This window comes from Marinomonas sp. HM11-D (assembly GCF_057626615.1).
Genome location: NZ_JBMMKT010000011.1, coordinates 1 through 22,806, shown reverse-complemented (window position 1 = coordinate 22,806; position 22,806 = coordinate 1). Strand labels below are relative to the sequence as shown.

17 protein-coding genes are annotated in these 22,806 nt (G+C 50.3%); 5 read left to right on the top strand and 12 right to left on the bottom strand.

Going from position 1 to position 22,806, the window contains the following annotated elements; translation table 11 throughout:
• Window positions 1-132: 132 nt before the first annotated feature.
• The 7 genes from ACOSVP_RS13960 to ACOSVP_RS13930 all read right to left on the bottom strand — a co-directional run bounded on the left by ACOSVP_RS13960 (window position 133) and on the right by ACOSVP_RS13930 (window position 8,287).
• Window positions 133-1,260, bottom strand: a complete 1,128-nt coding sequence (locus tag ACOSVP_RS13960) for a C4-dicarboxylate TRAP transporter substrate-binding protein (RefSeq protein WP_487348103.1) — start codon at window positions 1,258-1,260, stop codon at window positions 133-135.
• A 41-nt stretch (window positions 1,261-1,301) separates the two neighbouring features.
• On the bottom strand, window positions 1,302-2,609 hold the full coding sequence (locus tag ACOSVP_RS13955; RefSeq protein ID WP_487348102.1) for a TRAP transporter large permease: 1,308 nt from the start codon (window positions 2,607-2,609) through the stop codon (window positions 1,302-1,304).
• On the bottom strand, window positions 2,609-3,163 hold the full coding sequence (locus ACOSVP_RS13950; RefSeq protein WP_487348101.1) for a TRAP transporter small permease: 555 nt from the start codon (window positions 3,161-3,163) through the stop codon (window positions 2,609-2,611). The genes ACOSVP_RS13955 and ACOSVP_RS13950 overlap by 1 nt, the downstream gene beginning before the upstream one ends.
• 274 nt (window positions 3,164-3,437) lie before the next feature.
• Window positions 3,438-4,721 (bottom strand): TRAP transporter large permease, encoded by a 1,284-nt coding sequence (locus tag ACOSVP_RS13945; protein WP_487348100.1) that lies wholly within the window; start codon window positions 4,719-4,721, stop codon window positions 3,438-3,440.
• A complete protein-coding gene (locus ACOSVP_RS13940) occupies window positions 4,721-5,317 on the bottom strand; it encodes a TRAP transporter small permease (RefSeq protein WP_487348099.1) in 597 nt (198 codons plus the stop codon). The genes ACOSVP_RS13945 and ACOSVP_RS13940 overlap by 1 nt, the downstream gene beginning before the upstream one ends.
• 79 nt (window positions 5,318-5,396) lie before the next feature.
• Complete coding sequence (dctP, locus tag ACOSVP_RS13935) at window positions 5,397-6,425, bottom strand: TRAP transporter substrate-binding protein DctP (RefSeq protein WP_487348098.1); 1,029 nt, start codon at window positions 6,423-6,425, stop codon at window positions 5,397-5,399.
• 161 nt (window positions 6,426-6,586) lie between these two features.
• Window positions 6,587-8,287 (bottom strand): MFS transporter, encoded by a 1,701-nt coding sequence (locus ACOSVP_RS13930; protein ID WP_487348097.1) that lies wholly within the window; start codon window positions 8,285-8,287, stop codon window positions 6,587-6,589.
• A gap of 350 nt (window positions 8,288-8,637) precedes the next feature.
• On the opposite strand from ACOSVP_RS13930, the gene ACOSVP_RS13925 reads away from it, so the two are divergent.
• Entirely contained in the window at window positions 8,638-9,438 is an 801-nt protein-coding gene (locus ACOSVP_RS13925; RefSeq protein WP_487348096.1) for a shikimate dehydrogenase family protein, read from the top strand.
• Between the two features lie 75 nt (window positions 9,439-9,513).
• Here ACOSVP_RS13925 and ACOSVP_RS13920 read toward each other — a convergent pair whose 3' ends face one another.
• Complete coding sequence (locus ACOSVP_RS13920) at window positions 9,514-10,359, bottom strand: oxidoreductase (protein ID WP_487348095.1); 846 nt, start codon at window positions 10,357-10,359, stop codon at window positions 9,514-9,516.
• Window positions 10,360-10,379: 20 nt separating this feature from the next.
• Window positions 10,380-10,685: a carboxymuconolactone decarboxylase family protein gene (locus ACOSVP_RS13915; protein ID WP_487348094.1), complete on the bottom strand. Its 306-nt coding sequence runs from the start codon at window positions 10,683-10,685 to the stop codon at window positions 10,380-10,382.
• 194 nt (window positions 10,686-10,879) lie between these two features.
• Between ACOSVP_RS13915 and ACOSVP_RS13910 the strand changes: the two genes are divergently transcribed.
• Together ACOSVP_RS13910 and ACOSVP_RS13905 are read left to right on the top strand one after the other, a co-directional pair.
• Window positions 10,880-12,994, top strand: a complete 2,115-nt coding sequence (locus tag ACOSVP_RS13910) for an acetate--CoA ligase family protein (RefSeq protein WP_487348093.1) — start codon at window positions 10,880-10,882, stop codon at window positions 12,992-12,994.
• 79 nt (window positions 12,995-13,073) lie between these two features.
• Window positions 13,074-14,702, top strand: coding sequence for an electron transfer flavoprotein-ubiquinone oxidoreductase (locus tag ACOSVP_RS13905; protein ID WP_487348092.1), 1,629 nt, complete (start codon window positions 13,074-13,076; stop codon window positions 14,700-14,702).
• 6 nt (window positions 14,703-14,708) lie between these two features.
• Here ACOSVP_RS13905 and ACOSVP_RS13900 read toward each other — a convergent pair whose 3' ends face one another.
• Window positions 14,709-17,270 carry a putative bifunctional diguanylate cyclase/phosphodiesterase gene (locus ACOSVP_RS13900; protein WP_487348091.1) on the bottom strand — a complete coding sequence of 854 codons (2,562 nt, stop codon included), beginning with the start codon at window positions 17,268-17,270 and terminating at the stop codon, window positions 14,709-14,711.
• 87 nt (window positions 17,271-17,357) lie between these two features.
• On the opposite strand from ACOSVP_RS13900, the gene ACOSVP_RS13895 reads away from it, so the two are divergent.
• The gene (locus ACOSVP_RS13895; protein ID WP_487348090.1) at window positions 17,358-18,161 is read left to right on the top strand and encodes a substrate-binding periplasmic protein; all 804 of its coding nucleotides are present in this window, start codon (window positions 17,358-17,360) and stop codon (window positions 18,159-18,161) included.
• A 64-nt stretch (window positions 18,162-18,225) separates the two neighbouring features.
• On the opposite strand, the gene argS is transcribed toward ACOSVP_RS13895, so the two are convergent.
• Window positions 18,226-19,959, bottom strand: coding sequence for an arginine--tRNA ligase (argS, locus tag ACOSVP_RS13890; protein ID WP_487348089.1), 1,734 nt, complete (start codon window positions 19,957-19,959; stop codon window positions 18,226-18,228).
• A gap of 260 nt (window positions 19,960-20,219) precedes the next feature.
• Window positions 20,220-21,725 carry a threonine ammonia-lyase, biosynthetic gene (gene ilvA / locus ACOSVP_RS13885; protein ID WP_487348088.1) on the bottom strand — a complete coding sequence of 502 codons (1,506 nt, stop codon included), beginning with the start codon at window positions 21,723-21,725 and terminating at the stop codon, window positions 20,220-20,222.
• Between the two features lie 263 nt (window positions 21,726-21,988).
• On the opposite strand from ilvA, the gene rpiA reads away from it, so the two are divergent.
• The gene (rpiA, locus tag ACOSVP_RS13880; protein ID WP_487348087.1) at window positions 21,989-22,660 is read left to right on the top strand and encodes a ribose-5-phosphate isomerase RpiA; all 672 of its coding nucleotides are present in this window, start codon (window positions 21,989-21,991) and stop codon (window positions 22,658-22,660) included.
• Window positions 22,661-22,806: the final 146 nt, after the last annotated feature.

Genomic DNA, 22,806 nt, shown 5'->3' with positions numbered 1-22,806 from the left:
TCTTCACTCCAAATGGTTTCAATCGCAACGCTCAACTTGGGTAACACACGGCTTGCCAAGGGCGCTTCATCAGACATAGAGGGTGCGGCAAAAAAAGACGCAGCAGGAGGATCTCCTGCTGCGTAATGCGCACTAGTTAATGCCGTAGGTGGCAACATCCACCTTGTTAAAAATCTCTTGTTTAAGTAACGCGGAGACTTGGTTTGGATCATTGCGATCGATTTGTGCCAAAAGCCCTTTCCATTTATCCATAGCCGCCGTTAAATCAGTGATCAGCGGTGTAGGGTCCTGAATGCCACGTTTTTCAATGGCTGTCGTGGCAACAGTTGGCACGTATTCGGCGGTAAATTTGGTCAGTTCCTCAAGCGCTTCGGTTTCAGGCTGGACCAGATGCACCCCGGCTTGACGAGAAACCTCCCAAGCATGATTAATATTGGCATTCCATGCGGTCATAGAACGTGCGGTGGCATCGGCTAACGCATCAAACAACACCTTACGTTGCTCTGGTGTGCGGCTCTTCCAAAACTTTTGATTAAAGTAATAACCACCGTTGGCATTGGAGCCAAACGACAGCATGTACACGGACTTCGCCACTTCAGACAGTTTAAAGAAGTCTGTCAGGAACAAGGGTGTGCCTGCCGTGCAATCGAGTGTTCCACGCTGAATCCCCGTATAGATTTCGTTAGCAGGGGCACTCACCGCCACCCCACCGATACGATCGACAAAAGCGACTTGAGCATCGGATGAGGTGCGTATCTTGCGGCCTTTGAAGTCTGCTAACGAGGTTGCTTCAAAGCCACAGATCAAACTGTAGATACCAATCGAAAAGCCGGTAGCAAACACCAGGTCGAGATCCTCAACCTCTTTGCGCATTTGTTCGTTAAAGAATCCAAGCTCCGTTTTGGCAAAGGCCAACGCCATCTGATCGTCGGCCACAAAGGACATATCCGCCACGACAAAATCCACTGGCATTTTCGAAGGAATGTAAGCAGCGGTAATATTCGCCAGATGAGCAACGCCATTTTTGAGACCTTCCAAGGTCCCCTTCGCTGGTAACAGCGCTCCACCTGGGTAGACTTCAAATTTCATGGCGCCACCCGATTCCTGCGCTACCTGACCCGCAAAGTCACTCAAGAACTTATCATTTGCGGAGTTAGCGCCATTCCAAGTCGCCGCACGAAACGTCTCGGCATTGGCTGGTGCCGCGGCCATACCCATGGCAACGGCGAAACTAACACTACTAAGCCATTTCATTTTCATAATTTTTGTTCTCCTAATTGATGTGCTAGTAGAGCGTCCTGTCATCTCATCAGATCTGGCAGGAATAATGTGATCGCAGGGAATGCAATCAAAAGCGATAACGTAATAATGTCGGTTAGCAAGAACCAACCTGCCCCTTTGAACACGTCCGATAACGAAACTGACGATCCTAGAGCACTACGAATAACGTAAACGTTTAACCCAACCGGAGGGGTGATCATGCCGATTTCCAGCAGTTTGATGGTAATGATGCCGAACCAAACCATGTTGATGTCCAAACCCATCAGCAGCGGATGAATAATCGGAATGGTCAGTAACATGATGGAAACACTGTCGACGAACATGCCCATAATGATGTACAGCACCGCAATGGCTAAGATCACCGCGATCGGAGTATCAACAAACTCCAGTAGGAAATCCGCTAGGAACGAAGGCACTGCAGATAAGCCCATAAACACCGAAAACATGGTCGCGCCAATGGCGATAATAAAGATGGTCGCGGTGCCCTCTGCGGTTTCAATCAAGGCTCGAATAACCACCTGCCCGGACAAAGATCGACGCGCTAAGGCAATCACTAGAGCCAAGGCAGCACCGATGGCACCGGCTTCCGTTGGCGAAAAGATGCCCGTAAAGATGCCGCCGATAACGCCTAAAATAAGCGCAGGCAAGGGCCAAACATCCTTTAAAGAGGCCATGATTTCCGACCATGAGTAGCGACGTGTGCTGGCTGGCGCCAGTTTAGGGTTAAGACAGGCACGGATGGTGATCATTAAGATAAACGCCACCGCCGACAAAATCCCTGGCACCACACCAGCGATGAATAGCTCACCAATCGAACTTTGCGTAAAGATGCCATATAAGATCAGCAGAATACTGGGTGGGATCAGTGAACCCAGCGTACCCGCTGCCGCTACACAACCCGTTGCCAAGGAAGGCTGATAGTTGGACTTCAGCATTTCCGGCACCGCAATGCGCGAAAATGCTGCTGCGGTGGCGACACTGGAGCCAGATGCCGATGCAAACATGGCCGAGGCCACCACAGTCGCAGATGCCAAACCGCCCGGCACTCGGCCGAGTAAGATCCGTGCGTTCTGAAACAGCCCTTTGGTAAGACCGGCTTGCGCCGCGATATAGCCCATTAACAAAAACATTGGCACCGCACTCAAATTCCAATCGGCAATAAAGTTGCTTGGAATAGCGGTTAAAATGCCCCAGGCCGCACCCGAACTGGTTAAAAAGGTGATGCCCACAAACGCAACCACCCCCAGCACCACGCCAACTTGCATCCGCAAAACAATTAATATCAGCGCAATGACAATGCCTACAAAACCGATTTCTACGCGATCCATTAGTTAGACTCCTCAGGCAATGTAATGTCTTTGGTTGCGTGGCAAGCATTCTCCCAATCCTTGCGCACAAACAGTTGAACTAGGCGCAGCACACTGGCTAAGGCCGCCACACTAAAGCCCATAGGTAAAAAGAAGGCCGACGGCCAGATAGTGATTTTGATTTGTACCGACAGGTACTCTTGAATGGTGAAGGAGTGCCAAGCATCCAACGCCGATTGATACGCAAGCAGTGAAAAGAAAATGATTTGGCCGATAAGCGCCAAGCACAGCATTGCCCAACGCACGGCTTTGCCTTGGGTTTCATAAAGCAGATCCACCGAAATCCCAGAGTTACGCATTTCTACAAAGGGTAACGGTAGAAAGACCGCCGCGACCATGTAGTAGTGGGCAACCACTTCGGCCGTGCCGGGGATCGGGGAATTTAAAAAATATCGTAATGAAACATCAGCGACGACATGCAACATCATCATTGCGAGGAACGCACCACTGATAATAATGAGTAATTTGGCCAAGCGCTTCAGCGCCGTATCCACCGCTATCATTAGACTATCCACTGCCATCTCCTAACATTATTGATCTTATTTTTTGTTATAAGACGCACTCGACGTGCCAATTGATCAGCTCCCCCAAGGCAACAAATAAAAGACATGACGGTCGTTGCTCAAAGTGCCGACGCTCTATCGCCAGTGTCTTCTAACAAGACACATCAAGGGGCGATGCCCATTTCATAGACAGGGTTCAAAGCAAAAAAACGGTGATCAAGACAAACGTCCGATCACCGCAAAGTGAGGGCTGAAAAGGCAGCTGTTCCCAACGGAACAGAGGGCGTTAGCCCATCGTACTGGGCAGCCAGGTCACCAAAGAAGGGAAAGCGATCAGCACACCGACCAATAGTATGTGGGCAATAACATGGGGATAAGAGCCCTTAAAAATGTCCTGCACTTTCATACCGGTAGTAGCCGAAATGACAAACACATTTAAGCCAAGGGGGGGCGTCAATACCCCGATCTCACCCATGACAATGGTCAGTACCGCAAACCAAATAGGGTCATAGCCAAGGTGCTCCATCAAGGGCACCACAATAGGAATGGTGAGAATCAACATAGCAATCAGGTCCATAAAGCAACCTAACACTAGGTAAATAAGTAGCACTAGGATCAGCACCGTAAAGCGATCAATATCAGCCGCAGCAATAAAGTCGATGACGCCTTGGGTCGCTTGCGTCATAGTTAAGAAGTACACAAACAAGTGCGCCCCCGTGATAATCAGCGCCAACATACAGCTCGACTCGGCGGTGGAGATCGCGGCCTTTTTCACTTCTGGCCAACGTGCGCCACGCATGGTCGCCAATAATAGCGCGGTCAATGCGCCTAACGCGGACGCCTCTGTCGGAGTTGCCACACCGGTGTAGATCACCACAATCACTACGCTAAACAGCAGTACGAAGGGCCAAATTAGTCTTAGAGAGACGATTTTCTCGCGCATAGTGTAGCCATTGGCTGCCGGGGCATGACCAGGATTACGCCACATCAAAAACAGCACCGTCAACATGATCGTCAGGGTCACCAGCAAACCTGGCACCACCCCAGCGATCAGCAGATCCGAGACACTCATATCCGCCAGCAAGGCATAGATAATCATGGCGCCACTCGGCGGAATCAGCATCGACAAAGTGCCGGAAATCCCCACCACACCAGCAGCCAGTTTCGGGTCATAGCCCTGCTTGATCATACCTGGAATGGTCGTCGAGGCTAATGTCGCGGCCGCAGCGGTACTAGAGCCAGAAATCGCCCCAAAGGCCGCCCCTGTGATGGCCGTCGCATGAGCCAAACCACCGGGCGCTCGGCCCACCCAGATTTTCGCCACATCAAACATATCATCACCGATACGACTCACCATGATTAGGTTTGCCATAAAGATAAACATAGGCAGCATGACCCATTCATAGCTACTCACTGAGCCAAGTGGCGTCGCCGCGATCATACCACTCGCAAGATTCACCCCACCCACAAGATACAAACCTACAGCACCCGACAAGGCTAAAGCCAAGGCCACAGGTAAACCGACCATCATCAAGACAGCCAGCAGTGCAAAACCTAATGAAAGCGCCATCAGTCCACCTCCCCAACAGGAATTTGCGGTGCACTCACCATACAGTGACTCACCGAACTGCGAACCGACATGGCAGAGACTATGTGCGATAGCCCTACATGCAGAATGCGCGCAGTTAGCATTAGAAAACACAGACAATAAATGGCCTGCTCAACCCAAAAAGGCCAAGCAATCAGACCATAGGCCACTTTATCGTCGCGAAAACTTTCCACACTGGAAATGCCTACACGGTAGGCCATGATCCAAATCACCGGCATCACCAACAACAGTCCGACACCAATCAGAAACTGGCTCAATCGTTGTGGAATCATGGATGAAAACAGATCCACTGAAATATGCTTAGAGCGACGCAGTACATAGCTCGCAGGCAATAGCATCAGTAGCGGCAACATGTAATGTGAGACAAAATAAATGGTGATAATGATTGGACGATTGAAAAAGTAACGCCCTAAGGCATCACAAGCTACTAACAACATTACGCCGATCAAGCTAATGACCGTGATGTTTAAAAACACTTTTTCTAGGCTAAATAAGACCCGATCAAAGTGCTCCAGCATTTTAGACATTGCGCCCTTGTTTGAATTTTCTATCGACATGTGAACTCCCCCATTGCACCTTGTAAACCCCTAGGGACGCTTCGCCCCGATTGACGAAGCGTCCTGTGAAAAGGTGCGCCTATTGTCCCAGTGCCGCTTTGTACTGGTTGAGTGCTTCGGTGGCAGGAATACCATTTGCTTCAACGTCTTTCACCCAATCAGTGAGCACGGAAGCGGTGAGTTTTTCCATCTTTTCAACATCGGCTTCAGACCAATGGTGGAACTTCATGCCGTGATCGGCTTCCAGTTTGGCCATGGCAGCCATTTCGCTGCGATCAGAGAAGGCACAGAAATTCTCTTCGGCCGCTTTACCCGCGGTCACCAAAGCATTCTGAACCTCTGTTGGGAGGGATTGAAACTTAGATTCATTAATGGTCATAAAGATGCCTGGAGTACCAAATGAGAACCCAGTGACACCGTAGTTCGCCTCTTCATAGAACTTGTAGTTCAACACAGAATCGATTGAGCCAAGCCAACTGCTTAGGGTGCCACGCTGTAGCGACTGCGCGACTTCTGGCGAGGTGATGCCGACTGGCGTCGCCCCCAGTGCTACCACTGTACGCTCCATTAGGCCACCAGCATTACGCAGCTTAAGGCCCTGTAAGTCATCTAACGATTTAATTTCCACACGGGAGGCCGTTGGGCTGTAAGGTGGGTAAACAAAATAACTCAACACACGAACACCTTGCGGCTTATACATGGTTTCCCAAAGGATACCGCCAGGATCGCCGATCGCTCGCATGGCGCGGGTCGCCGCACAGGTCGAATGCACAAGATTCGGCGCTTGCAACATGTCCCAAAGCGGGATGTCCGCGCCAAAGTAAGCTGTCCCTAGGGCATAGATATCAATGGCACCATATTTCACTAGATCCAACGCTTCTTTGGCTTTGCCCGCCTGTTGCGCCGGATAAAATTCGATCTCAACGCTGCCATTGGTTAAGCGCTCTACTTCAGACATAAAGACGTTATCCCCCTCGATAACACCATTATGCGCTGCGGGTAGGAAGTCCCCCATACGCAACGTAATATCTGCCGCTGCAGCATTCACAGCCCCAAGAGCCATCACACTGGCAACGGTAAATAAGCCTAAAGTCTTTTTGTTTTTCATGGACTAACCCTCAATTATTTTTATTTGCAGTAGGACCCATTGTGAAAATGAATCATCCTTCTAGTTCATGACACTGGTACTAAAACCTTCTCAACAATTTTTTAAAAACATTCCAGCTAGTAAAACCCAGTACGCACCGGGCATGCCAAAACCCGCTCGAGTCAGGTTTCTTTCGGGCAAATCACAACCTGCTCCTGTCGCGCTGTGGTCGGCTGCTCTAGCTCGTACTGTACTTCAGGTAAGCCTTCGCCACGATGCAGACTGCGGATAAACTCAATCAGTTCCTCACCCGCAACCGTGCGACGGGCATGCAGGCGTTGGGCGTCAGCCCACGTGGGCACTTTAAATCGTTCAAACCAGATGTTTGGGTCCTGTATATCTCGCGTTAAGGTCCAGCCAGAGGCGCCATCACGCAGACGATCTCGACGTTTATTGTTCATACTGGAGACAAAGATAGGCGCATCCGCTTCATCAATTTGGTATTGAATAGTGGTGATAATGGGCCCACTTCTTAAATGGATGGCTAACTGTGGCGTCGGCGCACGCCATTTGTTAAGAGAGTCCAATTTCTCACCTTGCTGCTCACGGATCTTAAACACGTAACCCAGCAAGGCACCGAACAACAAAAAGACCGAAGCACCAATCAAGCCCAGTTGGGTCCCGACTAAGCCTGCTAACGCGCCCCAAACCAAACTACCTACCGCATTGCCGCCAAATACCGCCATTTGATAAATCGCAATACTGCGGCTTAACACCCAGCGTGGCGAGGAGATTTGTACAATGGAGTAGAAAGTAACTTGGATGAAGGTCCAGCCAATACCACCAAGCAAAGCGCCAATGGCTGATAGTATTAAAAAGTGACTTTCTGCTAAGACAATGCCAGCCAGGGCATAACCGACAAAACCAAGCGCCAGAAAGGCCTCTAGTGACAGTTTGGCACGCACTTTCGTAATGTAGAGCGAGCCAATAACGGCCCCAACCCCAAACGCTGCCAGCAAGATACCAAATGCCGTTACGCCACCACCTAATAAGTCTTTGGCCACTAGGGGAAGCAACGCCAGAATCGCGATCGCAGAGATATTAAACACCGCGGAACGCAACATAATAATCAGCAAGCTTGGCGACAGGGCAACGTACCTTAGCCCCGACATAATGGCCGTCGATAAGGATTCGGGGGGCAGATCGTTATCTGGTTTGTGCTTCGGCATGCCTTTGGCAGCGAAAAAAACGATGAGATTGCTAAACGCACTTAGCACAAAGGCAAAGAAGGCACCCGCCAAGGCGACGATCGCACCGCCAATCGCAGGTCCAACACTGCGCGCAATGTTGACGTTACTGGAATTCAGAGCAATCGCATTGGGCACATCTTTTTTGTCTAACAGCTGAAACACCATGGCTTGCCAACCAGGATAATAAAGCGCTCGTCCACTGCCTAACAACAGAGTACAGGCCAGCAAGATATAGGGCGTTAAGCCGTCGAAGAATGCTAGCAATGCTAGGATCACAGAGATAGCGAACAAAAAGCTCTGCGCCCATAGGGACATAATTCTCTGGCCAATCAAATCGGAAATTGCGCCCCCAGGAAGCGACAACAGCATGACTGGCAAGGAGATCGCGGTTTGCACCAAGGCGACCAACTCTGGCGTACCGCCTAACGACGCCATCAGCCAAGATATCGCTACGATTTGAATTTGCCAGCCAAGATTTACCGAAAAACCCGCCGACCAGTAAATCGCATACATACGGTTTTTAAAAAGACGCAGGGACGATGTCGATGCTTTCACTTCTGAATCCACCTCAGTTAAAGATTGTGAGTCACTACCCCCTTTGCAACGAAGGTGCCAGAGCTCAGGCCACGTCATATAAGGCCTCCAGCATGTGCGCGCTATCAACGTCAGTCGCAAACTGTCTAAGCAGAAGACAGACTGTCTTCCCAAACAACACTTTCCTATTCATGGTCATAGACTCTCACGATCATTTGCTTGGCCTGCCCTTCATCGCCGACGACGAGCAGAGATAGCGACATAGAAACATTCATTTTCATTAAAGAATGCCTCACTAGCCGCAATTGAGATGCCATTTTTGTAAGCAAGTGCTAAACACCCTGCAATCCCGTTCAGCGGGCTTGGGAAACTTGAATGGTGTCATTAATCTGGCATGAGAGGTGCTCCTCTTGAGTCATTGCCACTGCATCAGAACCAAGGAGTTTAGAATGACCATTCAGTTAAACGGCCGCACTCGCTTATACCCTCTTTTAGGCGACCCTATTATTTATGCCCGCTCTCCAGATTGGCTAAGTCATCATATGGCGAAGCGCGATATGAATATGATTTCACTGCCCATGGAAGTGCCCGAAGGTAAATTAGCCGAGGCCATCTCTGGTTTATCCGCCACACAAAATGTGGATGGTTTCTGTTTAACCATGCCCCACAAGGTCTCCGGCTACGACCATTGCGCCACCTTATCGGAAACCTCACAGATGTTGCGTGTAGTGAGCGCCGTACGTCGTAACAAAGATGGCTCATGGCACGGGCACACTACGGATGGTGATGCCTTTGTGAAGGCGCAGATTGATAAAGGCGCGACCATTGAAGGTGCCCGCGTCCTAGTTTTAGGCGCAGGCGGCGCAGGCAGCGCCATCGTGATTTCGATGCTGGATCACGGCGCTAAGGAAGTTGTAGTACATGACGTCAATCCCGCTCGGGCACAGCAGATCGTCAACAAGCTGCAAGCCAAAGCGGGCGATCGAGTGCGTACCGGTAGTGCTGATCCAACGGGATTTGATGTGGTGTCTAACGCCACGCCAATGGGCATGGATGACAATGACCCTGAACCTTTGGACACCTCTTTGCTGGATGCCTCAATGTTCGTGGGTGACGTGGTGGCAGGCCACGGCGAAACCAAGATCATCAAGGCGGCTCGCGCCGCAGGTTGCAAAACCGCGGATGGCGATGACATGGTGGTGGCAGTATTGGATGTGATGTGTGACTTCTTAGAAGATGCTTGGAAATAACCCTGCTGCGCGTCATAAAAAAAACGCTCGATGGCAACATCGAGCGTTTTTTTAGTGCTCATCAGATGATAATGGCTAGATGGGACGTGTCGTTGAGTAAGACACTTCGCGCCATTGTGCTAGTTCCTCGGCAATACTGCCGAGCTCTTTACTAATTGCCTCATGGGCATCTTGTCCAAGCGGTAATCGCATTGGTGGCTGCTCAGCATCGACCAGCGCACAAATGGCTGGGCCAAATAGTTCCGGATCATTGGGCTGCTTGCCGTGACGTGAGGCGCTGTAGTTAGCAATGATGGGCGCCACATCATTGTAATCGCCGCCTAATGTATCCAAGCCTTGGTCAAGAGATGAGCCAGCAAAATCACTACGAAAGCCACCTGGCTCAACTAAGGTTACATGAATACCAAGGTGCGCCACTTCCTTAGACAAGGATTCTGAGTAGCCTTCGACCGCAAATTTGGTGGCCGAATAAAAACTGAACCCTGGCGTGCCGATGAAGCCACCATAGGAGGATAAATTGATCACATGCCCTGAGCGCTGGCGACGCATAATAGGCAAGACCGCGCGCGTCATTTCCACCAAACCAAAAAAGTTTACTTCAAAAATAGGACGGTACTTGTCCGCGCCAGTGGCCTCTGCCAAGGCCACCAAACCATAGCCAGCGTTATTAACCAGCACATCAATACGGCCAAATGCCTCAAAAGCACGATTAATCACTGGACCAATTTGAGCATGATCTCGAGCGTCCAAGTGATACGCTCGGAAGCGTTCAGGGTAGCGCTGACAAAATTCATGAGCACCATCCGCGGCCATGACCGTCACCACCACATTATCACCGCGTTCCAATGCCGTTTTCGCCGTTTGGTAGCCCAAGCCTTTATCCGCTCCGGTAATCAGCCACGTTTTTACATTCTGAGTCATGTTTCACTCCCTCTTCGCTATTATTGTTGTTCAGTAAAAATATGCATGCCCGCTTTGGCGGTGTTCACGCCCGCTGGCCAGCCAGCATAAAAAGCGGTTTGCACCACCAAACCACGTAATTCGTCTGCGGTGACACCGTTTTCAATGGCTTTCTGCATGTGATGCTCCAGCTCGGCCTGCTTGCCCAATGCCGCGAGAATGGCACAGGTCACCAAGCTTCGATCCCGTGCCGTCAGCTCAGGTTGCTGCCAAATATCCTTGTACAACACCTCATCTCGTATTCTGCCGAATTGCGGCACTGCATCGTAAATCTCTGGTCTAGACATCTGCTCCCCCTTACCGTGTCTGCGTAACTAGGCATTACGCAGCGTCAACATGGTTTTCCGTGACACCATCGACGCACTCTTTATGCCAATATAAGGGAACGCTGGTAATCACTTGTCTTACCTTGCTTGGCGGCCAAAGGATTTAAGGTTGGCACGGCAAGTGCGTTTAGGCGGTTATCTACGAGAAAAATAAAATGGGAAGTAAAACTGCTATGGAAACAGAACTGTTAATACCAGCCCTAGATAAACTGTTCCGCCCCAAAAGTGTTGCCATCATAGGCGCATCACCCAAAGAGGGCTCACCACGAAACCGCATAGTAAAGGTGCTTTTGAAACATGGTTATCAGGGCAAAGTGTTCCCTGTCACCCCATCGAATGACAGTGTGGAAGGATTTAAAGCCTACCCAAGCGTAGCGGATCTGCCCGAAACGCCAGATGTAGCGTTAGTCATTACCCCCTCTGAAACCGTCCCAGAAATCATTCGTGACTGTGGCGCAAAAGGGATCAAAGCTGCGATTGTCTTTAGTTCGGGCTTTGAAGAGATCGATGAAGGCAAGGAGCTGGCGTTAGCGCTAAAACGTGCTGCCGAGGAATCCGGCGTGGCGGTCATCGGTCCCAACTGTAATGGCGCTTGGTCAATCAAAGAGAAGGCTATTTTAAGCTTTGGTTCAGCCGCTTTTAACATGGCACCGCCTGAGCATTCTAATATTGCCATCATCAGTCAAAGTGGTGCTCTAGCAGGCGCTATGGGCAGCTACCTTCAACGCAAAGGCCTAGGTTCTTCGTATATCGTTGCGGTGGGTAATGAAACCTGTGTCGATGCCTTAGATGTTCTGACATGGGTGATTGAACAAGATGACGTCAAGGTGGTGTTCCTCTACCTAGAGGGTCTTAGCAATGCTGGCCGCTTAGTCGAGCTAGCGGCACGTGCCCGCAATCGTGGTATTCAAGTGGTGGCTCTCAAGGCTGGCCGTTCCACCTTTGGCCAAGAAGCCACTGCTTCGCACACGGGCAAAATTGCTTCACCTCATGCGATTTACAAAGATGTCTTGGAGCAAGCGGGTGTTGTCTTGGTCAACACGTTAGCCGAGGCGATGTCGGCACTGGAAGTCCTATCCGTACTGCCCAATCCACGCTTGTCCGATGATGAGAAAAGCGGTGTCGTGGTGTTGAGTTCCTCTGGTGGGGCAGGCGCCCTATTAGCCGACCATTGTGAAGAGTATGACCTCAATATGGCGGTCTTTAATCAGCACACAGCTGAGCAACTAGAAGGCATCCTGCCGGCCTTTGCTCGTAAAGCCAATCCAGTCGATCTCACTGGGCAAATTCGTTCTAATCCCAATATGTTCCGCGACTCGCTCGCCGCGATCAGTGCCGACCCACGCACCGAAGCCATCATTATTCAATTTGCATCAAGTGGCTTGTCTGATCTAGCGTACAACGCTCAGGACTTCAAAGACGCGGCCAAACAAACGGGACTACCGATCATTATCAGTTTCTCCATGGAGCAAGTCAGCGCTGAGACCAAAAAAGAGTTTTATGACGCGGGTATTTATCTTGCCGAAGACCCTGGGTTCGCCATGCAAGCCTTAGGCTGGTGCTACGCCCGCCAACGCTACCAAGGTATCGACATCGCGCCTCGAAAAGCACCACAGCAAACATTATCGACACCTGTCACCTGGGAAGACACCATGTCTTATTTGGATACATGTGGTGTACCAGCCGCTAAGTGGCGCATTTTAACAGCCACTGAGAGTGCGGTAGACGTCTGCCAAGATATGAACTGGCCATTAGTGGTCAAAGCCTTACCATCTGAGGCGGAACATAAGACCGAGTTGGGCTTAGTGAAGCTGCGCGTCAGTTCTGCCGAAGAAGTGGCGCAGCATGCGGCCAGCTTCCGCGCCATTACCCAAAAACCAGATATGCCAGTACTGGTACAGGAGATGATCACCGATGGCGTTGAAGTGGTGCTGTCAGCCCTGACCAATACCGACTTTGGTCCTGTGCTGTCAATCGGCTCCGGTGGGGTCGCCATTGAACTGTACCGTGATGTGACTTACTTGGCTCTGCCCGTCACGGAATCTCAAGTACGCAATGCCTTACAGAAACTGAAACTTTGGCAACAGCTTGAAGGCTTCCGCGGTAGTCCACGGGCGGATATCGATGCCTTAGTCAAAGCGGCAGTACAGTTTGGCGACACCATAGTGGCTACTCCAAATATTGCCGAGGCGGAAATCAATCCGGTATTGGTACGCCCTGAAGGCCAAGGCATAGCCGCAGTCGATTTCTTGGGCAGCGCGAAGCCGTAACCGCAGTTAATGTTAGCGCTACTTGGTCATCTAAAAAGCAAAGCGCACCACCGTGCGCTTTCTTTTTAAGGAGGGATAGATGGATTATGAAGTAATGGAGTTTGATGTTCTGATCGTGGGCGCAGGCCCAGCAGGATTATCAGCTGCCTGTAAAATCAAACAACTCGATGACTCGCTCAATGTTTGTGTCGTCGAAAAAGGCGCCGAAGTCGGTGCCCATATTCTTTCTGGGGCGATCATCGACCCCAAGTCTTTGAATGAGCTGTTTCCTAATTGGCAAGACCTAGGCGCACCGCTTCATACCAAAGCAGAGCAAGACCAGATCGTATTACTGAAAGACGATCAAAGCGCCGTCACCATTCCCAATTGGGCCGCGCCAAAAACCATGCACAATCATGGTTGCTATATCGCCTCCACTGGTAATCTAAGCCGCTGGTTAGCAGAACGTGCCGAAGCGCTAGGCGTAGAAATCTTCCCAGGCTTTGCCGCCGCCGAACTACTGTATGACGACAACAATCGTGTGAAGGGCATTCTGACGGGTGCCATGGGGCTTGATGCTAACGGACGGGAAAAAGACAGCTATGTGCCCAACATGGCACTGGAAGCTAAATTCACCCTATTTGCCGAGGGATGTCGTGGCCACCTTGGCAAAGAACTGATTCAGCACTATGACTTAGCTGCTGGCAAAGATCCGCAGCATTACGCCCTTGGTCTTAAAGAACTGTGGAATATTGAGCCAGATAAGCACCAGCCAGGATTAGTGGTCCATGGAAGTGGCTGGCCGTTGACAGACGGCACCAGCGGTGGTTTCTTTCTCTATCACACAGAGAATCAGCAAGTCGTTGTCGGATTGATCGTCGATTTAAATTACTCTAACCCTTGGATTAGCCCATTTGATGAGTTTCAACGCTTAAAGCACCATCCGTTACTAGCACAATATTTAGAAGGTGGCAGCCGAGTGTCTTACGGTGCCCGCGCCATTGCCAAAGGTGGTTTTAACTGCCTGCCGGAAATGACCTTCCCTGGTGGTCTTCTGATTGGCTGTGATGCGGGAACACTGAACTTTTCCCGTATTAAAGGCGTCCATACGGCGATGAAGTCAGGCTTGCTGGCGGCAGAGGCCGTGGTCAACGCTATTGCCGCACAAGACACTAGCGCTACCACGTATAACGAGTTATTTAAACACTCTTGGCTGTATGATGAATTATTCCGCTCACGTAACTTTGGTCCAGCCCTACATAAGTTTGGCACCCTACTAGGTGGTGCTTTCAATACGATTGAGCAAAATATCTTTGCAGGTCGTTTGCCATTCACCTTGCATGACACGAAAGCCGATCATGAGGTGCTGCAGCATGCGCAAACCTGTCAGCCAATCGAATACCCTAAACCCGATGGTAAGCTGTCGTTCGACAAGCTGTCTTCTGTGTTTATCTCCAATACCTCCCATGAAGAAGAGCAGCCTTGTCACCTGCAGCTGAAAGATAAGACAGTTCCAAACACAGTGAATATCCCACTGTACGCAGAGCCTGCCCAACGCTACTGCCCCGCTGGGGTGTATGAAGTGCTTGAACAAAACGGCGAGCCGGCCTTACAAATTAATGCAGCTAATTGCCTACATTGTAAAACCTGCGATATTAAAGACCCTACCCAGAATATCCGCTGGTATGTACCTGAGGGCGGTGGCGGGCCATTGTACCCGAATATGTAAACTCAGTTACTCCTGCAACGCCTTCTCTTTAGAAGGCGTTTTTGTATGCACCAACCAGCTTTCCAAGCTCGCTGCCGGCATCGGCTTGGCAAAGCCGTAACCTTGCAGGTATTCACACCCCAAGCTGGTTAAGTAGGATACCTGATTTTCGGTTTCGACCCCTTCGGCCACCACTTCCATATGCAGGCCTTTGGCCATGGCGATGGTCGCGGACACAATGCATTCATCAGACTCATTGGTACCAATGCCGCGAATAAAGGATTGGTCGATTTTCAGATAGTTGGCTTCCAATTCACGCAGATAACTCAAAGAACAATAACCGGTACCAAAGTCATCGATGGCAATGGCGATATCATGGTGACGCAACAGATTCAGGTTCCGCACTAGCTGCGCAGAGCTCACCATCAAGGTGGTTTCCGTAAACTCCACCGCTAGCGCGTGACTAGGAATCTGGTAGCGTTGCATGGCCTCAATCAGTTCTAACGCCACATCAGAGTTAGACAGCTGCACGGCAGATAAATTAATCGACAGCGTTCCAACCTGTATCTGACGGGCACGCCAGTCCGCCAGCTGCTGTAACGCCGTATTAATGATCCAGCGCCCCAGCTCAATAATTTGGCCGCTATCCTCGGCAATCGGAATAAACTCAGCAGGAGAAATCCACTCCCCTTGGCGCTGCCAACGAATCAAAACTTCCACACCACAGACAGCGCCACGCTTAGCATCGATTTGCGGTTGGTAATACAACATTAACTGCTCTGGATCGTTTAACGCTTGTTCTAAATAACGTTGGATAGCCACCCGATGCTGCATACTTTCATCCATCGATTCATCAAAGAAACGATAGGTGTTCTTACCGGAATGCTTGGCACGATACATGGCCAAATCCGCTTGGCGCAGTAAGGATGAGGCATCGATCTGTGCAATATCGTGCATCGCCACCCCGATACTACAACTGACAGAGAAGGAGGTTTCCTTGTATTCAAATGGCTTTGCCAAGGTATTGACGATGCTTTGCGCCAGATGATGGACCTGTGCTTCTTTCATGGATGGGTGAATAAACAAGGCAAATTCATCGCCGCCAAGGCGCGACAATAAGGCTTCTTCTGGCATCAAACTGCGTAGCTTTTTCGCCACCCGTTTCAGCAGCACATCACCGGCATCATGGCCTAGGGTATCGTTGATTTCTTTAAAGCGGTCCAAGTCGATAAACATCAAGACAATCGAGCCATACTGGCGATTGGAGACACACTCCTCAAGACACTGTTCAAAGTAACGACGGTTAGCTAGCCCCGTCAGATCATCGTGCTGTGCCATATACAATACTTGCTGCTCGGCTTCTTTACGCACCGTGATATCTTCGTGCACAGCAATAAAATAAGACACTCGCCCTTTATTATCGAGGATCGGCGTGATGGTTTGCTCAACGGTAATTAGGTGACCATTTTTATGGCGGTTGACTAGCTCATTACGCCAGCTGTCACCCTGACAGATAGAACGCCATAGGCCTTCAAAGAAAGGACGATCATGCACACCAGAATTCAGTATCCGCGGCGTCCGGCCATGCACTTCCTTTTGGCTATAGCCGGTGAGATGGGTAAAGGCTTCATTGACCCATTCGATGTGGCCTTTCGGGTCGGTGATAAAGATAGCGTTGGCGGCGCTACGAATCGCCATACTAAGTAAATGGTTGTCGCCCTGCACCTTATCGCGTTTATGCTTCAAGACCAAATACATAACCAACATAGACACTAGCACTAGAGCCAGAATAGAGAAGATGGTACTCACCACTTGAGCATCATTCTGCCAATCCGCCAGCGCATCATGATCATAGGAACGTAATGAAATCACTAATGGGTAAAATGAGGTCGCCCGATAACTGTCGAGGTACTCCCCTTTGTCATCACGACCACGGGCCTCGCCCCAAGAACGCGCCATAATTTTATCGCGACGTTGCTCGGTTAAAGGCCCGGTATCTCCCAAAATAACTTCGCCAGTAAACAGGTACAAAGAGGCCTCACGGCCACTGCTAGAAAGGGATTGAAACAAACTTTTGTAGTAGTTCAAGTTAACTGAGCCAATCACATAGCCCACGATTTCGCCCTGTAGACGGTAGGGAACACAGATTGGCCAGTAGCTAAGCTCCGGCATATTGATCGGATCACCCCAAAAACGGCCTTGGTGCGGTGGCAAAAACAAGGTGTCCATATTCGAGACACGTTGTGTACATTCCGTTGCTTTTGCAAGCGGTACAAAATCCACATTACGCAGCTGTGGCAAGCCACGTAATAAACGATCCTTCAGGGTGTCCAGAGTATGCGGGGGACGATAGAGTACATTCGCCGCGAGAGTTTCCAAGGCACCGATCGCCGCTTGCGTCGAGCGAATCACTGAGTCTTCTAGGGTATAGGCCAAGGTCGAGCTGGTTAACGACTGCTCTGCCAAAGCGCGCTCATGACCACGACCGAGCAAACTCTGCAAACTGATCGCCATCACCAATAGAACAATGACTGTGCTGGCCACAATCACCGTTTGGGGTTGGATAAAATTAGATAGTCGTTTTAGCAATGTTGTTAACCTAGATCAGTTCATCAAATTCATAACTCAGCATAATAAGCGTAGCTTATCGTTTAAATTGACCTGAGGTGTTGACGTATGTCGTTAAGAACCAAAGCAAGCACTGTATTTCTCGGCTTTTTTGTACTATTAGCAGGACAAGTCATGGCACAAGAGAGCCCGACTTTGGCGGCCATCAAAGAGCGTGGTGAACTGAATGTCTGCATCTGGCCCGATTACTTCTCGATTACCTATATGAGTCCGCGCACCCAGCAGCTCGAAGGCATCGATATTGATCTGAGCCATGCCCTCGCCGATGACTTAGGCGTAAAAGTCAATTACGTCAAAACTCACTTTGGCCGTTTTATGGATGACTTGGACTCGAAAGCCTGCGATGTGGCCATGTTTGGTGTGGGTAATACCGAAGCGCGCCGTCAGCGTATCGACTTCACCCAATCTTACCTAGCCAGCAATATGTACGCGGTGACGACAAAGCAGCACCCTTTAATTAGCAGCTGGAGCGATATGGACCAAGACGGCGTGATTGTCTGTGTACAAAAAGGCACCTATATGGAAAACGCCATGCGCAAAAGCCTAAAACACGCCACCATTACCACGGTACAGCGTCCGAATGAGCGTGAAGGCGAAGTGCTCTCTGGTCGTGCCGATGTGTTTATCACCGACTACCCGTACGGCCAAAAGATGGTCAACGTCTACGACTGGGCCAAGCTGATCGCACCGCCGGGTAAAACCGAGCAGTTTGAATACGCCTATGCGGTGGCCAAAGGCGATCAGGCTTGGTTACAACGTGTCGATCAGTTTGTCACCGACATCAAGCAAGACGGTCGCTTGGCAAAAGCTGCAGTACACTACAACCTAACGCCAATTATGATCTCGGAATAATAGAGACAAAAAAGCCCGAACATGTCGCCATGTTCGGGCTTTTTACTGTCTTTAAGCGCTTGGCTTACATACGTTCTAGGGTTTCGATACCTAGTAGCTCTAGACCTTGCTTCAAAGTAGAAGCGGTGCTTAGAGCAAGTTGTAGACGGCTTTCTTTGACCGCGTCTTCTGCGTTCAAGATTGGGCAGGCTTCGTAGAAGCTCATAAAGATACCTGCAAGCTCGTACAAGTAAGCACATAAGAAGTGTGGCATACCGTCGTTGATTACCTGCTGGATCGCTTCTTCGAATTGGCAAAGCTTCACAGCCAAGGCGCGTTCTTGATCTTCTACAACAGTGATTGAAGCATTCAACGCAGATACGTCCATTTCTGAACGGCGCACGATACTCGCGACACGCGAGTAAGCGTACAACAAGTAAGGCGCTGTGTTGCCTTCAAAGCTTAGCATGTTGTCCCAGTTGAACACGTAGTCAGAGGTACGGTTCTTAGACAAGTCCGCGTATTTCACCGACGCAATACCGACCACACGGCCGATGTTACGCTGCTGGTCTTCTGGCATGTCTGGGTTCTTTGACGCGACCAATTGGAAGGCACGTTCTTGCGCTTCTTCAAGCAATGCCGAAAGCTTCGCCACGCCACCAGAACGGGTCTTAAATGGCTTACCATCGCTGCCCATGACCGTACCGAACGGCATATGCTCTAAGCTGGTTTCAGGCTTCACAAAGTTTGCTTTGCGAGACAGCGTGAAGATTTGCTGGAAGTGCAACGATTGACGCGCATCCACGAAGTACAGCACACGATCCGCGTTTAGCGTACCTTGACGGTAACGCAGCGCCGCCAAGTCAGTGGTTGCGTAAAGGAAACCACCGCCCGTCTTCTGTACGATGATTGGCGTGATCTCACCATCTTTGTTAGCGAATTCTTCTAGGAAGACACACTTCGCACCTTGGTCTTCTTTGATCAAGCCTTGTGCGTCCAGATCAGAGATCACTTTTGGCAGATCGTCGTTGTAAGCACTTTCTGGCTTCACATCTTTACGAGACAGAGAAACACCTAGCATCTGGTAGGTTTCTTCACAGTGCTGTAGCGATACTTCGATAAACTCGTTCCAAAGCTTCAAGCACTGCTCATCGCCAGACTGTAGTGACACTACAAGCTCACGGGCACGTACTGAGAAGGCTTCGTCTTCGTCGAAGCAGATTTTCGCTTCGCGGTAGAAGGTCTCAAGATCCGACAGGGCCATGCTCACTTCAGAGTTCTGTTCGCGCAAACGCTCCATGTACGCCAACAACATACCGAACTGAGTACCCCAGTCGCCCACGTGGTTCTGACGCACAACGTTGTGGCCAAGGAACTCAAGGGTACGAACGACCGCATCACCGATAACCGTTGAACGTAGGTGACCCACGTGCATTTCTTTGGCTAGGTTAGGGCCTGAGTAATCCACTACCACGGTTTGCGGGTCATTTACGGTGGCAACATCTAAACGTTCGCTGTTACGAAGGTCCGCAACCGTCAAGCCTAACCACTCGTTTTTCAAGAAGATATTGATAAAGCCTGGGCCTGCGATTTCGACTTTATCCGCCACATCGGAAAGGTCCAATTGTTCCAACACCTTGGTTGCGAACTCACGAGGATTGGTGCCGATTTTCTTCGCCGCCCCCATGATGCCATTGGCTTGGTAGTCACCAAATTGAACTTTTGCAGATTGACGAACTAGAGCCGGAGCATCGTCCGCCGCACCCGATGCGACCATAGCCGCTTGAATACGTTGATTAAGAAGCGTTTGAATATTCACAAGAAACCCATTTGTAAAATCACACAACCCTCCGACAAGGTCATGTCATCAACTTTCAAAGGGTATTGATAAAGAAGCCGAATGATCACAAGCATTAAGCCCATGGATGGGCGTTACACCTGTCGCGGGCAGGGATGCCCGTTCAGGCGGTGCTGTGATCACTCGGCGTATTTTACCAAGCCTATTCAGTCAATGACTTACTCACCAGAGGGTCGTCATGTCATTTGAAGTTGGCGCTATGATAACCGATTTTCGACTATTTAGCGAAAGAACAGCTTACACGCTGGGTTATCATTTTCGTCTTGGTAAGGGTAGCCTAGTTCGTCTAGGTAGCGCGTCACATCGGTCTCTTCGCCGACCGCTTGTAGGCCCACCAACACACGACCGTAGGCATCACCGTGGTTACGGTAGTGGAACATGGAAATATTCCATTGGCCGCCCAAGGTATTAAGGAATTTCAGCAAAGCACCTGGACGCTCTGGGAATTCAAAGCTGTACAGCAACTCGCCTTTTTCACTGCGCAAGTGACCACCGATCATATGACGTACGTGCACCTTGGCCGTTTCATCATCGGTTAGGTCGACGATTTCGTAATCTTTTAGATCGTGCAGCAGTTCTTCACGGCTGTGTGGGCTACCACCGAGCGCCACACCGACGAAGATCACCGCTTCTTTTTCATCGCTGTAACGGTAGTTAAATTCTGTGATTGAACGGCCAACCAATGCCTGACAGAAGTCTTTAAAGCTGCCTGGGGCTTCAGGGATGCGCACCGCGATGATGGCTTCGCGCTTCTCACCTAATTCCGCACGTTCGGAAACGTGGCGCAGACGGTCGAAGTTGACGTTCGCACCCGAGTTGATGGCAACCAGACGTTGGCCCTTCGCGCCTTCACGCTCGATGTATTTCTTCAGACCCGCTAGGGCACAGGCACCGGCTGGCTCTGTGATCGAACGCGTGTCATCGTAGATGTCTTTGATCGCGGCGCACATTTCATCGGTGCTGACAGTGATGACTTCATCAACGCAGTCTTTGGCGATTTCAAAGGTGTTTTTACCGATTTCCGCCACCGCCACACCTTCCGCGAAGATACCCACTGTTGATAGACGGGTTGGCTTGCCAGTGTCTAACGCAATCTTCAGACAGGCCGCATCAATCGGCTCGACACCAATCACCTTGATTTCTGGACGTAGGTACTTGATGTAAGCAGACACACCAGCGATCAAGCCACCGCCACCCACAGGGATAAATACCGCATCGATATCGCCTTCGATTTGGCGCAATAGCTCCATACCGATGGTGCCTTGACCGGCGATGGTGTCGATATCATCAAATGGGTGAACGTAAACCTGACCAGTTTGCTGCATGATTTCTTGGGATTTAGCAAAGGCGGCATCAAACGCATCACCAGCTAATACTACTTCCGCACCACGGGCACGAACCGCGTTCACTTTTACGTCTGGCGTGGTTGCAGGCATAACGATAGTGGCCTTGATGCCAAGCTTTTTCGCCGCTAGCGCAACACCTTGCGCGTGGTTACCCGCTGACGCAGCAATCACGCCCTTGGCGCGGTCTTCTTCAGAAAGCTGAATAATCTTGTTGTATGCGCCACGAATCTTAAACGAGAACACTGGCTGTAGGTCTTCTCGCTTCAAAATAATGTCGTTGCCAGTGCGTTCAGACAATTGTGTGGCACGGGAAACGGGCGTTTCTACAGCCACGTCGTACACCGGCGCCTGTAGAATTTTTTTGATGATCGTGTGAGGCATATACATTCCTGCTTTCTCTCCAAAGCACGCCTAGAATCGGCGTTTGCGGGGGTAACTCAACTAGTAACTCTGCTAAAAACGAACACGCAATATACTCTTTCCACCCATTAGGAGCAAAGCCTTGGGCGGGATTTGACGGCTTTTTGCCAGAACTCGGCAACTTCGTCCTAGAGGGGTAACAAAACATGGGGTAACTGACTATAATGTGCCCACCCTTAAGGGCAACTTTCTAACACACAATCACAGTCACAGGTTTACCCAGCATGACGCAAGACGAATTAAAACAAGCAGTCGCTGAAGCCGCGGTGGAATATATCCTTCCGCTACTTGAAGAAGACACCATTGTCGGCGTAGGTACCGGTTCAACAGCGAACATGTTCATTGATGAATTGGCCAAACACAAACATCTATTCGACGGTACAGTAGCGAGCTCTGAAGCCTCTGCTGATCGCCTAAAAGGTCACGGCATTCCTGTGTATGACCTAAACTCTGTGAGCTCAATCCGTGTGTATGTGGACGGTGCTGACGAGTCGAACGACCACCTTCACCTAATCAAAGGCGGCGGCGCGGCGCTAACACGCGAGAAGATCGTGGCAGCTTGTTCGGAAGAATTCGTTTGTATCGCAGACGAGTCTAAACTGGTGAAAGTGCTAGGCGATTTCCCACTACCTGTGGAAGTGATCCCGATGGCACGCAGCTACGTGGCACGTGAATTAGTGAAACTTGGCGGTGACCCAGTGTACCGTGAAGGCGTGGTAACGGATAACGGCAACCATATCCTAGACGTGTACAACATGCAGATCGTTGACCCAGTGAAATTGGAAAGCCAAATCAACGAAATCGTTGGCGTGGTCACAAACGGCCTATTCGCATCTCGCCCAGCAAATGTTCTATTGCTAGGCACCCAGTCTGGTGTGAAAACACTTAAGGCTTAGTTGTTCAGTTTTCTGAGTTCTTCAGAAAGCCCGAGACCAATTCTCGTTTTTTGCTCTATGCGCAAGCGCTAGAGGTCGCTTCAAAACGAAATTGGTCTCTGTCTTAACAGACATATCAGAATAATTGTTGAGGTCTAGTCCTCTGC

Excerpts from the sequence above, each read along its gene's own strand:
- ACOSVP_RS13960 (WP_487348103.1), bottom strand. The coding sequence starts at position 1,260 with ATGAAAATGAAATGGCTTAGTAGTGTTAGTTTCGCCGTTGCCATGGGT.
- ACOSVP_RS13955 (WP_487348102.1), bottom strand. The coding sequence starts at position 2,609 with ATGGATCGCGTAGAAATCGGTTTTGTAGGCATTGTCATTGCGCTGATA.
- ACOSVP_RS13945 (WP_487348100.1), bottom strand. The coding sequence starts at position 4,721 with ATGGCGCTTTCATTAGGTTTTGCACTGCTGGCTGTCTTGATGATGGTC.
- ACOSVP_RS13940 (WP_487348099.1), bottom strand. The coding sequence starts at position 5,317 with ATGTCGATAGAAAATTCAAACAAGGGCGCAATGTCTAAAATGCTGGAG.
- dctP (WP_487348098.1), bottom strand. The coding sequence starts at position 6,425 with ATGAAAAACAAAAAGACTTTAGGCTTATTTACCGTTGCCAGTGTGATG.
- ACOSVP_RS13930 (WP_487348097.1), bottom strand. The coding sequence starts at position 8,287 with ATGACGTGGCCTGAGCTCTGGCACCTTCGTTGCAAAGGGGGTAGTGAC.
- ACOSVP_RS13925 (WP_487348096.1), top strand. The coding sequence starts at position 8,638 with ATGACCATTCAGTTAAACGGCCGCACTCGCTTATACCCTCTTTTAGGC.
- ACOSVP_RS13920 (WP_487348095.1), bottom strand. The coding sequence starts at position 10,359 with ATGACTCAGAATGTAAAAACGTGGCTGATTACCGGAGCGGATAAAGGC.
- ACOSVP_RS13915 (WP_487348094.1), bottom strand. The coding sequence starts at position 10,685 with ATGTCTAGACCAGAGATTTACGATGCAGTGCCGCAATTCGGCAGAATA.
- ACOSVP_RS13910 (WP_487348093.1), top strand. The coding sequence starts at position 10,880 with ATGGGAAGTAAAACTGCTATGGAAACAGAACTGTTAATACCAGCCCTA.
- ACOSVP_RS13905 (WP_487348092.1), top strand. The coding sequence starts at position 13,074 with ATGGATTATGAAGTAATGGAGTTTGATGTTCTGATCGTGGGCGCAGGC.
- ACOSVP_RS13895 (WP_487348090.1), top strand. The coding sequence starts at position 17,358 with ATGTCGTTAAGAACCAAAGCAAGCACTGTATTTCTCGGCTTTTTTGTA.
- ilvA (WP_487348088.1), bottom strand. The coding sequence starts at position 21,725 with ATGCCTCACACGATCATCAAAAAAATTCTACAGGCGCCGGTGTACGAC.
- rpiA (WP_487348087.1), top strand. The coding sequence starts at position 21,989 with ATGACGCAAGACGAATTAAAACAAGCAGTCGCTGAAGCCGCGGTGGAA.